Genomic DNA, 14,438 nt, shown 5'->3' on the forward strand with positions numbered 1-14,438 from the left:
TTGAACACTATTTGTTAGATATATTTAATTTTAAGATCACCATATTGTTATGGCTAGACCAAAGGATAATAATACAATAAAAAGGTTCGATAAAATTTCAATCGGATTGGCATCTCCAGAAGCTATTTTGGCAGAGTCAAGAGGGGAAGTTTTAAAACCTGAAACAATTAATTATAGAACCCACAAACCAGAAAGGGATGGTCTTTTCTGTGAGCGTATTTTTGGCCCTGTAAAGGATTATGAGTGTGCCTGTGGTAAATACAAACGTATCCGTTACCGTGGTATTGTTTGTGACCGTTGTGGGGTAGAGGTTACAGAAAAGAAAGTACGTAGAGACAGAGTTGGGCACATTAACTTAGTAGTTCCTGTTGCTCACATCTGGTACTTCCGTTCTTTACCAAATAAAATAGGTTACTTATTAGGATTACCTTCTAAGAAATTAGACATGATCATCTATTATGAGCGTTATGTTGTAATTCAGCCAGGTATTGCTAAAGGACCAGAAGGTGAAGAAATTCAGAAAATGGATTTCTTGACTGAAGAAGAATACTTAAACATACTAGAGTCTATACCAGTAGAAAACCAATATTTGGAAGATACAGATCCAAATAAGTTTATTGCTAAAATGGGTGCTGAATGTTTAATAGAATTATTGTCAAGAATTAACTTAGACGAATTGTCATTTGAGTTAAGACATAAGGCAAATACAGAAACATCTAAACAACGTAAAACTGAAGCGTTAAAGCGTTTACAGGTTGTAGAATCATTAAGGGAGTCTCAAGAAAATAGAGAAAACAGACCTGAGTGGATGATTATGAAAGTAATCCCAGTTATTCCACCAGAGCTTAGACCTTTAGTGCCATTAGATGGTGGTCGTTTTGCAACATCAGATTTAAATGATTTATATAGAAGAGTAATAATCAGAAACAATCGTTTAAAAAGATTGGTAGAGATAAAGGCTCCAGAAGTAATTCTTAGAAATGAGAAACGTATGCTTCAGGAATCTGTAGATTCTCTTTTTGATAATACACGTAAATCATCAGCTGTAAAAACTGAATCTAATAGACCATTAAAATCATTATCAGATTCTTTAAAAGGTAAACAAGGGCGTTTCCGTCAAAACCTATTAGGTAAACGTGTAGATTATTCTGCTCGTTCGGTAATTGTTGTTGGGCCAGAATTGAAGTTATTTGAGTGTGGTTTACCAAAAGATATGGCTGCAGAGCTTTACAAACCTTTTGTTATACGTAAGTTAATAGAAAGAGGTATTGTAAAAACAGTTAAATCTGCTAAGAAAATTATAGATAAAAAAGAGCCAGTAGTTTGGGATATTTTGGAAAACGTTCTTAAAGGACACCCAGTATTACTAAACCGTGCTCCTACGCTTCACCGTTTAGGTATACAGGCATTTCAGCCAAAACTTATAGAAGGTAAAGCTATCCGTTTACACCCATTAGTATGTACGGCATTTAACGCCGATTTTGATGGGGATCAAATGGCAGTACACTTACCATTAGGTCCAGAAGCAATTTTGGAAGCTCAGTTGTTAATGCTTGCATCACACAACATATTAAACCCTGCTAATGGTTCACCAATAACAGTACCATCTCAGGATATGGTTTTAGGTCTTTATTATATGACTAAAGAACGTAAATCTACTCCAGAGGTGCCAATTAAAGGTGAAGGGTTAACTTTCTATTCTGATGAAGAAGTTGTAATAGCTTTTAATGAGGGAAGACTTGATTTAAATGCAGGTATAAAAGTAAGAGCAAAAGACTTTAATGAAGAAGGAGAACTTGTATACCAAATAATACCTACTACAACAGGTAGAGTTTTATTTAATATGATGGTGCCAGAACAGGCAGGTTATATTAATGATGTATTAAATAAAAAATCTTTAAGAGATATTATTGGTGGTATTTTGGCTGTTACAGACGTGCCAACTACTGCAGAATTCTTAGATAAGATAAAAACTTTAGGATATGAATTTGCCTTTAAAGGTGGTTTATCTTTTAGTTTAGGAGATATTATTATCCCTAAAGAAAAACACGAAATGATTGCAGAGGCTAACGGTCAAGTAGACGGTATTATGGCTAACTACAACATGGGTCTTATTACTAACAATGAGCGTTACAACCAGGTAATTGATGTTTGGACATCTACCAATGCAATGCTTACAGAGTTAGCAATGAAGCGTATTCGTGAAGATCAGCAAGGATTTAACTCTGTGTATATGATGTTAGATTCTGGTGCAAGGGGTTCTAAAGAGCAAATTCGTCAGTTAACTGGTATGCGTGGATTAATGGCTAAGCCTAAAAAATCTACTGCAGGTGGTGGTGAAATTATTGAAAACCCTATTCTTTCTAACTTTAAGGAAGGTTTATCAATTCTTGAATACTTTATTTCTACTCACGGTGCACGTAAAGGTCTTGCAGATACCGCTTTAAAAACTGCCGATGCAGGTTATTTAACTCGTCGTTTGGTTGATGTATCACAAGATGTTATCATTAACACAGAAGACTGTGGAACATTAAGAGGTATAGAAGTTTCAGCTTTAAAGAAAAACGAAGAAATAGTTGAATCTTTAGGAGCTCGTATTCTAGGTAGAATTTCACTACATGATTTATTTGATCCTGTAACGGAAGAACAATTATTATCTGCTGGTCAGTTGATAGTAGAGTCTGATGTTAAGAAAATTGAAGCATCACCAATAGAGAGCGTAGAAGTACGTTCTGCATTAACTTGTGAGGCAGAAAAAGGAATTTGTGGTAAATGTTATGGTCGTAACCTTTCAACCAATAAAATGGTACAAAGAGGTGAGGCTGTAGGTGTTGTTGCTGCACAGTCTATTGGAGAGCCAGGTACACAGTTAACACTACGTACATTCCACGTGGGTGGTATTGCAGGTAACATTTCTGAGGATAATAAATTAGAAGCTAAATTTGCAGGTATTGCAGAAATAGAAGATTTAAGAACTGTTAATGGTGAAGATAATGAGGGTAACAAAGTAAAAATTGTTATCTCTAGAACATCAGAAATAAAAATAGTTGATGCTAAAACAGGTATTACTTTAAGTACAAGTAACATACCTTATGGTTCTCAACTAGCTATAGAAAACGGAGCTAAAGTTGCTAAAGGTGATGTAATATGTTCTTGGGATCCATATAACGGTGTAATTGTATCAGAATTTACTGGTAAAGTTTCATACGAAAATATAGAACAAGGTGTTACTTACCAGGTAGAAATAGATGAACAAACAGGTTTCCAGGAAAAAGTAATTTCAGAATCTAGAAACAAGAAGTTAATACCAACATTATTAGTTAAAAATAATAATGATGAGATATTACGTTCTTACAACCTTCCAGTTGGATCTCACATTATGGTAGATGACAATGATAAGGTTACTGAGGGTATGACGTTAGTTAAAATTCCACGCAAGTCTGCTAAGTCTGGTGATATTACGGGTGGTCTTCCAAGAGTTACAGAACTTTTCGAAGCACGTAACCCATCTAACCCAGCAGTTGTTTCAGAAATTGATGGTGTTGTTTCTTTTGGTAAAATTAAAAGAGGTAACCGTGAAATTATTATAGAGTCTAAATTAGGTGATGTTAAAAAGTACTTAGTAAAACTATCAAATCAAATTCTTGTACAAGAAAATGATTATGTCAGAGCTGGTATGCCATTATCTGATGGATCTATAACACCTGCAGATATCTTAGCAATTAAAGGCCCTTCTGCTGTACAACAATACTTAGTGAACGAAGTTCAGGAAGTATATCGTTTACAAGGTGTAAAAATTAATGACAAGCACTTTGAGGTTGTTGTTAGACAAATGATGCGTAAAGTTCGTATACAAGATCCGGGTGATACTATTTTCTTAGAAAACCAATTGGCACATAAAGAAGATTTTATCAGAGAGAATGATGAGATTTACGGTAAAAAAGTTGTTGAAGAGGCAGGAGATTCTGATAACTTAAAAGCTGGACAAATAATAACAGCTAGAGAGTTAAGAGATGAAAACTCAATCTTGAGACGTGCTGATAAAGCATTAGTATCTGCTAGAGATGCTGTTGCAGCAACTGCAACACCAATTTTACAAGGTATTACAAGAGCATCTTTACAAACTAAATCTTTCATCTCAGCGGCATCGTTCCAGGAGACAACTAAAGTATTAAACGAGGCAGCAGTAGCTGGTAAGGTTGATAACTTAGAAGGATTAAAAGAAAATGTAATTGTTGGTCATAAGATTCCTGCAGGAACAGGTATGAGAGATTATGATAGCATCATAGTAGGTTCTAAAGAAGAATATGATGAGATTATGGCTCGTAAAGAGGAACTTAAATTTTAAGTTGTATGAGTGATTCTAATCAAGATCAGAAGCAAATAAATATTGAATTGGATGAGAAAACTGCTGAAGGAGTTTATTCTAATTTGGCAATAATTAACCATTCAGTATCAGAATTTGTAGTAGACTTTGTTAGTTTAATGCCAGGAGCACCAAAGGCAAAAGTGAAAAGTAGAATTATACTTACACCACAACATGCTAAAAAGCTTTTAAAAGCATTAAATGATAATGTTCAACGTTTTGAAAAGGCTCACGGAGCAATTAAAGATTATGAGCAGCCTTCAGTACCAATTAATTTTGGTCCAACAGGAGAAGCATAATAAAAGAACCACGCAATTTGCGTGGTTTTCTTTTTTATAAAAAATAGGTAATAAAAAAGCCAAACAATTTATGTTTGGCTTTTTTTATTTTTCTGGTAACACTAGTTGTTATTCAAACTCAGATGTAAAATGTAATTTTACACTTGGGTATTTTTGTTGTGTCATTTGTAAAGAGAATTGTGAATCTGCTAAGAACACTAATTTTCCAGACTTATCCTTGGCTAAAAACTTTTGTTTTACACGTTTAAACTCTTTAAACTCATCGTTGTTTTTATCACTAGGGTCTACCCAACAAGCTTTAAAAACAGGGAAATTTTCATATGTACATTTTGCCCCATATTCATGTTCTAGCCTATATTGTATAACCTCAAACTGTAAGGCTCCAACGGTTCCAATTATTTTACGCCCGTTCATTTCTAAAGTAAATAATTGAGCAACACCTTCATCCATTAATTGGTCTATACCTTTGTACAAAGGTTTTGATTTCATAGGATCTGCATTGTTAATGTACCTAAAGTGTTCCGGGCTAAAACTAGGAATCCCTTTGTAATGCAACTCTTCTCCTTCAGTTAAAGTATCACCTATTTTAAAATGCCCTGTATCGTGTAAACCAACAATATCTCCTGGGTAAGAGATGTCTACTATTTCTTTTTTCTCTGCAAAAAATGCATTAGGACTAGAGAATTTTAACTTTTTCTTATTTCTAACATGTAGATATGGTTTGTTACGCTCAAAAGTACCAGACACAATTTTTATAAACGCTAGTCTATCTCTGTGTTTAGGATCCATATTGGCGTGTATTTTAAAAACAAATCCACTAAATTGTTTTTCATTTGCAATTACCTCTCTTTCTTCTGCTTTTTTAGGCCTTGGAGAGGGGGCAATTTCAATAAAACAATCTAATAGTTCTCGAACACCAAAATTATTTAAAGCAGAACCAAAGAAAACTGGCTGCTGTTCACTAGATAAATATTTCTCTTTGCTAAACTCAGGGTAAACACCATTTACCAACTCCAGGTCATCCCTTAAAGTCTGCGCCGCTTTTTCTCCTATTACGTTTTCTAATTCTGAATTTTGAACATCATCAAAAGCAATAGTTTCTTCAATATTTTTTTTACTGTCGCCGCTAAAAAGGTTAATGTTTTTCTCGTAAATATTATAAATTCCTTTAAAGTCATAACCCATGCCAATTGGGAAACTTAATGGAGTAACAGATAGGCCTAGCTTTTGTTCTACTTCATCAAGTAAATCAAAAGCATCTTTACCTTCACGGTCTAATTTATTTATAAAAACAATAATTGGTATTTTACGCATTCTACATACTTCAACCAATTTTTCAGTTTGCTCCTCTACACCTTTAGCCACATCAATAACAACAATAACGCTATCTACAGCTGTTAAAGTTCTAAATGTATCTTCAGCAAAATCTTTGTGTCCTGGTGTATCTAAAATATTTATTTTCTTATCCTTGTATATAAAGGCAAGTACAGACGTAGCAACAGAAATACCTCTCTGTCTTTCAATTTCCATAAAATCACTGGTAGCAGATTTCTTTATTTTATTGTTTTTTACTGCTCCGGCTTCTTGTATTGCACCACCAAAAAGTAATAACTTTTCTGTTAATGTTGTTTTACCAGCATCAGGGTGAGATATGATTCCAAAAGTCCTTCTCTTTTGTATTTCTTTTTCAAAACTCATTTAAAAAAATTTGTTGCAAAAGTACGGTAAATAATAGAATGCTAATAACTCTGTTAACAAATATTAAGTAGCTAGATTACTAACTAGTTAGCTTTTTTTAATTTCGATGAAGTGCTTTTTTTTTAGATTATCCTTTTTTTATAAAATGACGTTAAGATATTTTTTTGTTAAATTTTCAAACAAGAAAGTTAAAAAATTAACATTTAAACGATTAAATTTGCGCTTCAAAGAACGGATGCAACTTATGATATCAAATTTAATGCAGTATATAAAAATAACTTTAACTTAGCATCCAGTTTAAGCAAGAAGTCCCAAAATCTTTTTAAGTAAACTTAACAAAAAATGCCATGGTGATTAGTAACACTAACTATCATTTATGGAAAACTTTACTTTAATAATTAGCAGGTCCTTATCTAAAAAAAGGACACCTCTGTTTACTTTTTTACTTGTATTTATATTCTCTTCATTCACTGTTTACGCAGACTTTGGTCCTGGTGTAGACACAGACGGTGATGGCGTTTTTGATCACGTTGATATTGACGATGATAATGACGGTATTATTGATACAGTAGAAGGAAACGGTGATTTTGACAAGGACGGAATACCAAATAGTTTAGATATAGATTCTGACAATGACGGTATTTTAGACAATGTAGAAGCGCAGTTATCAGTGGGGTTTATAGCTCCAAGTGGCATAGATTCTGACGGTAATGGTTTAGATGATGCATACGAGGAAACACCAGGAAGTTGTGGAGGTTTAACTCCAATAGATACTGATGGAGATACTAGAAAAGATTATTTGGATATAGATTCTGATAATGACGGAATTTTAGATAATGTAGAAGCTCAGCCTACAAACGAATTTACTGCACCTTGCGGTATGGATTCTGCTCCAAAAAATGGTTTAGATGATCATTATGAAGATTATTGTGGTACAGGTCAGGGAATTACACCTGTTGATACAGATGGTGATTCTCATCCGGATTTTAGAGATATAGATTCTGATGATGACGGAATTATAGATAATATAGAAGCGCAAAATACAGACGATTATATTGCACCTAAAGGAAAGGATGCTAACTGTGATGGTTTAGATGATGCTTACCAAAGTTGTCCAGGTTTAGGTTTAACTCCAGTTGATACAGACGGAGATAAGAAACCAGATTTTAGAGATATAGATTCTGATAATGATGGTATTATAGATAATATTGAAGCTCAAGGAGGTAATGCTATTGTGCACCCTTGTACTTTTGATACAGATGGTAACGGTTTAGATGATGCTTATGAAACTACACCTGGCTCTGGAGAAGGTATTATACCAACAAATTCAGATTCAGATTCTAATCCAGACTTTAGAGATATAGATGCAGATAACGATGGTATTCCAGACAACGTAGAAGGACAAACAACAGACGGTTACGTAGCACCAAGCGGAAACGATTCAGATATGGATGGTTTAGATGATGCTTATGAAGGATCAGGAGATGAAGGAATTACACCAAACAATCACGATGGTGAGGATACACCAGATTATATCGATTTAGACAGTGATAATGATTCAGTTCCAGATAATAATGAGGGTAACGATTTTAACTTTGATGGAGAACCAGACCAAACATTTACAGGTGTAGATACAGATGGTGATGGTTTAGATGATGGTTATGAAGGATCAGATGTAAACGATGGATTTGATGTTAATGATGAGATTAATGATCCAGCAAACGATTTACCAGATACAGACGGTACAGAAGATGTAAACTACAGAGATTTAGATGATGATGGTGATGGTATAAACACACCAGATGAAGATGCAGATGGCAATGGTGACCCAACTAATGATGATACAGACGGGGATGGTACACCAGATTATTTAGATCCTACGGATGACAGAAAAGATACAGATGGTGACGGAGTTCCAGATGCTGTAGATTTAGATGATGATAATGATGGTATTTTAGATACAGTAGAAGATCCAAACTTAGATAATGATCCATTAACAGATCCTCTAGATACAGATGGCGATGGTATACCAAACCATTTAGATATAGATGCAGATAACGATGGTATTCCAGACAACGTAGAAGGACAAACAACAGACGGTTACATAGCACCAAGCGGAAACGATTCAGATATGGATGGTTTAGATGATGCTTATGAAGGATCAGGAGATGAAGGAATCACACCAAACAATCACGATGGTGAGGATACACCAGATTACATTGACTTAGATAGTGATAATGATTCAGTTCCAGATAATAATGAGGGTAACGATTTTAATTTTGATGGAGAACCAGACCAAACATTTACAGGTGTAGATACAGATGGTGATGGTTTAGATGATGGTTATGAAGGATCATATGTAAACGATGGATTTGATGTTAATGATGAGATTAATGACCCAGCAAACGATTTACCAGATACAGACGGTACAGAAGATGTAAACTACAGAGATTTAGATGATGATGGTGATGGTATAAACACACCAGATGAAGATGCAGATGGCGATGGTGACCCAACTAATGATGATACAGACGGTGATGGTACACCAGATTATTTAGATCCTACGGATGACAGAAAAGATACAGATGGTGACGGAGTTCCAGATGCTGTAGATTTAGATGATGATAATGATGGTATTTTAGATACAGTAGAAGATCCAAACTTAGATAATGATAATGATCCATTAACAGATCCTCTAGATACAGATGGCGATGGTATACCAAACCATTTAGATATAGATGCAGATAACGATGGTATTCCAGACAACGTAGAAGGACAAACAACAGACGGTTACATAGCACCAAGCGGAAACGATTCAGATATGGATGGTTTAGACGATGCTTATGAAGGATTAGGAGATGAAGGAATTACACCAAACAATCACGATGGTGAGGATACACCAGATTATATCGATTTAGACAGTGATAATGATTCAGTTCCAGATAATAATGAGGGTAACGATTTTAACTTTGATGGAGAACCAGACCAAACATTTACAGGTGTAGATACAGATGGTGATGGTTTAGATGATGGTTATGAAGGATCAGATGTAAACGATGGATTTGATGTTAATGATGAGATTAATGATCCAGCAAACGATTTACCAGATACAGACGGTACAGAAGATGTAAACTACAGAGATTTAGATGATGATGGTGATGGTATAAACACACCAGATGAAGATGCAGATGGCAATGGTGACCCAACTAATGATGATACAGACGGTGATGGTACACCAGATTATTTAGATCCTACGGATGACAGAAAAGATACAGATGGTGACGGAGTTACAGATGCTGTAGATTTAGATGATGATAATGATGGTATTTTAGATACAGTAGAAGATCCAAACTTAGATAATGATAATGATCCATTAACAGATCCTCTAGATACAGACGGAGATGGTATACCAAACCATTTAGATATAGATGCAGATAACGATGGTATTCCAGACAACGTAGAAGGACAAACAACAGACGGTTACATAGCACCAAGCGGAAACGATTCAGATATGGATGGTTTAGATGATGCTTATGAAGGATCAGGAGATGAAGGAATTACACCAAACAATCACGATGGTGAGGATACACCAGATTACATTGACTTAGATAGTGATAATGATTCAGTTCCAGATAATAATGAGGGTAACGATTTTAATTTTGATGGAGAACCAGACCAAACATTTACAGGTGTAGATACAGATGGTGATGGTTTAGATGATGGTTATGAAGGATCAGATGTAAATGATGGATTTGATGTTAATGATGAGATTAATGATCCAGCAAACGATTTACCAGATACAGACGGTACAGAAGATGTAAACTACAGAGATTTAGATGATGATGGTGATGGTATAAACACACCAGATGAAGATGCAGATGGCGATGGTGACCCAACTAATGATGATACAGACGGTGATGGTACACCAGACTATTTAGATCCTACAGATAATACACCTGGTACAGATACAGACGGCGATGGAGTTCCAGACACTGTAGATTTAGATGATGATAATGATGGTATTTTAGATACAGTAGAAGATGAAAATATTGATGGAGATAATGACCCGTTAACTAATCCTGCGGACACAGACGGAGACGGTATACCAAACCATTTAGATATAGACGCTGATGATGACGGTATTCCTGATAATGTAGAAGCGCAAACAACAGCTGGCTATATTGCTCCTAATAATGATGATGCTGCGACTTACTTAGCTAATGATGGTGTAAATAGTGCATACTTGGGTGGTTTAACACCAAACAATCACGATGGTGAGGATACACCAGATTATATTGACTTAGATAGTGATAATGATTCAGTTCCAGATAATAATGAAGGTAACGACTTTGATTTTGACGGAGTTCCAGATCAGCAATATACTACTATAGATACAGATGGTGATGGCTTAGATGATGGTTATGAAGGATCAGATGTAAACGATGGATTTGATGTTAATGATGAGATCAATGATCCAGCAAACGATTTACCAGATACAGACGGTACAGAAGATGTAAACTACAGAGATTTAGATGATGATGGTGATGGTATAAACACACCAGATGAAGATGCAGATGGCGATGGTGATCCAACTAATGATGATACAGACGGTGATGGTACACCAGATTATTTAGATAATATGGATGATAGCACGCCAGATGAAGATGCGGTAGTAGTTATGCAAATGGTTACACCAAACAGTGATGGTAAAAATGATTTCTTATGGATAGATAATGTAGACCTTGTTCCTAACAACTCATTAAAAATTTATAACAGATGGGGTATAGCAATTTTTGAAGCCAATGGATACAACAACATCAATAATGTTTTTGATGGTAAATCTAAAGGAAGATCTACAGTAAGAGCCGGTGAAGTTTTACCTTCTGGAGTATATTATTACATTTTCAACTACGAACAAAACGGAAAAGATAATACCGATAGTGGTTATCTATACGTAAGTAAATAACAATATTTAATATCATAAAATGATAAAAAGAAGCATTCTAGCAACAATTATATTAGTAATCCTTGTTTTAGATAGTGTTAGTGCACAACAAGATGCGCAATACACACAATATATGTTTAATACTTTAGCTGTAAACCCGGCATATGCAGGCTCTAGAGGGCAATTAAGTATAGCTGCATTATATAGGTCTCAATGGGTGGGTCTAGATGGTGCACCAAAAACTCAGACTATAAATTTACACTCTCCAATAAGGAACAGTAATTTAGGATATGGCGTGTCTATAGTTAATGACCAAATTGGAGATGGTGTTGTACAGGAAACATATATAGATGGTACAGTATCATACACATTAAAACTTGCCCAAGACAGAAAGCTGTCTTTTGGAGTTAAAGTAGGTGGTAACTTATTAAACTTAGATTTTGAAAAACTAAGAAAAATAGATGACGAAGTAGTAGAAACAGATAATATAGATAATAAATTTTCTCCAAATTTTGGGTTGGGTTTTTACTATCATACAAACAAGTTTTACTTAGGGGTATCTGCTCCTAATTTAGTAGAAACAGATCATTTTGATAATAGCAATAGAGACTCAGATGGTGTTCAGTTTTTATCTAAAGATAAGGTAAATTTATATGCTATAACAGGTTATGTTTTTGACCTAAATAATACATTAAAATTTAAACCAGCAGTACTAACTAAAGTAGTTAGTGGTGCACCACTTCAGGTAGATTTATCAGCAAACTTTATGTTTAACGAGAAATTTACATTTGGAGCAGCTTACAGATGGGATGCAGCTGTAAGTGCAATGGCTGGTTTTCAATTGTCAGACCAACTTATGCTTGGTTTAGCATATGATAAAGAGACAACAGAACTGGGAGGTACACAATTTAATGATGGCTCTTTTGAAGTATTTATGAGGTTTGAATTGGTTAGAGCTTTTGAAAAGCTAGTTTCACCTAGATTCTTCTAAAATTTAAAATTAAAAAAATGGTTAAGAAAATTATAGTTTTACTTGCTATACTGTTTTTTGCTGTTGGTAACATTAGTGCCCAAGAGAAATTAATAGAAAAGGCAAATAATAAATACAAAAGTTACGCTTTTAGTCCTGCAATAGATATTTACACTAAAGTTATAGAAAAGGGTTTTGTATCTGCAGAATTATTAGGCAAATTAGCTAACTCATATTATTTTAATGCAGATTATAAAAACGCATCCGTAATATATAAAAGATTAGTAACAGAGTTTGAGGCAGATGTTACAGCAGAACAATATTTTAAGTATGCACAAACGTTAAGAACCTTAGGTGAGTATGATGAATCTAATGCTATTTTAGAGAAGTTTTATGATGTTGCATCTTCTGGAGATAAAGCCTTATTTTCTAAAGATACAGTTGCTTCATCAGAAAAAATTAAAGCCAATACAGACAAATTCAAAATTTCAAAATTTAAGTACAATAGTGCGCATAATGAGTTTGCCCCAACTTTCTTTAAAGAAGGCTTACTTTTCTCATCAGATAGAGATACAGGAAATTTTGCAAAATATAGGCATACTTGGAACTCAAGAGACTTTTTAGATTTATACAAAGTAAACGTAGATAGTGTGTCTTTAGATAAGGTTGCAAAGTTAGATAAAAATGTAAACACAAGATATCATGAATCTACTTCTGCAATTACAAAAGACGGTACTACAATGTACTTTACCAGAAACAATTATAAAGATGGTAAAAGAGTAAAAGATAGTGATGGTGTAGTAAGATTAAAAATATTTAGGGCAGATTATGTAGATGGAATGTGGACAAATATTACAGAATTACCTTTTAATAGTGATAGTTATTCTGTAGCTCACCCTGCATTAAGTAGTGATGAAAAAACATTGTACTTTGCATCTAATATGCCAGGGACTCTTGGTCAGTCTGATATTTTTAGTGTTAGTATTAATGATGACAATACATTTGGAACACCTGTAAACCTTGGTAATAAAATAAATACAGAAGAAAGAGAAACGTTCCCTTATGTATCTAATGAAGATATTTTGTATTTTTCTTCAGATGGTCATTTAGGCCTTGGAGGCTTAGATATTTTTGCTACCAAAATAGCCAATAATAACTTTGCAGGTTCTATTGTAAATGTTGGCGAGCCAGTAAATAGTAATATGGACGACTTTACGTTTATTTTTGATAGTGAAAATAGAAATGGATATTTTGCTTCTAACAGAAAAGGCGGTATAGGAGAAGATGATATTTATGCTCTTGTAGAAAATGAACCGTTAGTGTTAGATTGTGTACAGGAAATTACAGGAACAGTTAGAGATAAAATTTCTAACGAAATTTTGGTTGGAGCAGCAATAAAAGTTATAGATGAAAATAACGAAGAAATATCATCAACAATAATGAGCTCTAAAGGTGTATACAATATTACATTAGATTGTAATCAAGGTAACTTTGTTAGAGCAGTTGTAGAAGGGTATGTGCCATCAGAAAAATATTTAAACAAATCTAATGGAGAGCCACAGGTTATTGATTTTTATTTAGAGAGAGATAAGGTAACTGCTGGGGCAGGAGACGATTTAGCAAAACTATTACAATTAAGTACTATTTATTTTGATTTAAATAAGTTTGATATTAGACCAGACGCAGAGATTGAAATACAAAAAGTAATAGTTGCAATGGAAAAATTTCCTAGTTTAAAAATTAAAGTGAACTCACATACAGACAGTAGAGGAAAAGATTCTTACAACTTATGGTTATCTCAAAAAAGAGCAGAAGCCACAGTAAATTATATGGTATCTAAAGGTATTGATGCAAGTCGTTTGCAAGGAGAAGGTTTTGGAGAAACTAAACTTGTAAATAAGTGTGAAAATGGTGTGCCTTGTACAGTAAAAGAACATCAATTAAACAGAAGATCAGAATTCATTATTATAGAATAGATTAACTGCTAGTTAATTCCGAAGAAAGCCTTAACCTAAAAGTTAAGGCTTTTTTTTTATTTCTTCTCACTTCATCTTTGTAGAGGTATACATTACATTAACTATTGTTCACAACAAATATTATACACGCTACTCTAAAGGTTATAATTTAGCAGATTAATAAGATAGGTGTGTTTACTTATAA

6 protein-coding genes are annotated in these 14,438 nt (G+C 34.1%); 5 read left to right on the top strand and 1 reads right to left on the bottom strand.

What is annotated here, in order from left to right:
• The first annotated feature begins 49 nt into the window (after positions 1-49).
• Both rpoC and JM80_RS07865 read left to right on the top strand, forming a co-directional pair.
• Positions 50-4,348 (top strand): DNA-directed RNA polymerase subunit beta', encoded by a 4,299-nt coding sequence (rpoC, locus tag JM80_RS07860; RefSeq protein WP_013620106.1) that lies wholly within the window; start codon positions 50-52, stop codon positions 4,346-4,348.
• Positions 4,349-4,353: 5 nt separating this feature from the next.
• The gene (locus tag JM80_RS07865; RefSeq protein ID WP_034646236.1) at positions 4,354-4,665 is read left to right on the top strand and encodes a DUF3467 domain-containing protein; all 312 of its coding nucleotides are present in this window, start codon (positions 4,354-4,356) and stop codon (positions 4,663-4,665) included.
• Positions 4,666-4,773: 108 nt separating this feature from the next.
• On the opposite strand, the gene JM80_RS07870 is transcribed toward JM80_RS07865, so the two are convergent.
• Positions 4,774-6,363, bottom strand: coding sequence for a peptide chain release factor 3 (locus JM80_RS07870; RefSeq protein ID WP_075694365.1), 1,590 nt, complete (start codon positions 6,361-6,363; stop codon positions 4,774-4,776).
• 376 nt (positions 6,364-6,739) lie between these two features.
• Here JM80_RS07870 and JM80_RS16565 point away from each other — a divergent pair, with 376 nt between their 5' ends.
• The 3 genes from JM80_RS16565 to JM80_RS16650 are packed head-to-tail and all read left to right on the top strand — an operon-like array spanning position 6,740 to position 14,254.
• Entirely contained in the window at positions 6,740-11,329 is a 4,590-nt protein-coding gene (locus JM80_RS16565; protein ID WP_255436715.1) for a gliding motility-associated C-terminal domain-containing protein, read from the top strand.
• A 19-nt stretch (positions 11,330-11,348) separates the two neighbouring features.
• Positions 11,349-12,299, top strand: a complete 951-nt coding sequence (locus JM80_RS07880; protein WP_013620102.1) for a type IX secretion system membrane protein PorP/SprF — start codon at positions 11,349-11,351, stop codon at positions 12,297-12,299.
• A gap of 17 nt (positions 12,300-12,316) precedes the next feature.
• On the top strand, positions 12,317-14,254 hold the full coding sequence (locus JM80_RS16650; protein WP_075694363.1) for an OmpA family protein: 1,938 nt from the start codon (positions 12,317-12,319) through the stop codon (positions 14,252-14,254).
• Positions 14,255-14,438: the final 184 nt, after the last annotated feature.

The sequence above is a fragment of the Cellulophaga sp. RHA_52 genome (assembly GCF_007827205.1).
In the GTDB taxonomy this organism is placed as follows: domain Bacteria; phylum Bacteroidota; class Bacteroidia; order Flavobacteriales; family Flavobacteriaceae; genus Cellulophaga; species Cellulophaga lytica.

Coding starts and splice junctions, on each gene's coding strand:
- rpoC (WP_013620106.1), top strand. CDS start 50: ATGGCTAGACCAAAGGATAATAATACAATAAAAAGGTTCGATAAAATT.
- JM80_RS07865 (WP_034646236.1), top strand. CDS start 4,354: ATGAGTGATTCTAATCAAGATCAGAAGCAAATAAATATTGAATTGGAT.
- JM80_RS07870 (WP_075694365.1), bottom strand. CDS start 6,363: ATGAGTTTTGAAAAAGAAATACAAAAGAGAAGGACTTTTGGAATCATA.
- JM80_RS16565 (WP_255436715.1), top strand. CDS start 6,740: ATGGAAAACTTTACTTTAATAATTAGCAGGTCCTTATCTAAAAAAAGG.
- JM80_RS07880 (WP_013620102.1), top strand. CDS start 11,349: ATGATAAAAAGAAGCATTCTAGCAACAATTATATTAGTAATCCTTGTT.
- JM80_RS16650 (WP_075694363.1), top strand. CDS start 12,317: ATGGTTAAGAAAATTATAGTTTTACTTGCTATACTGTTTTTTGCTGTT.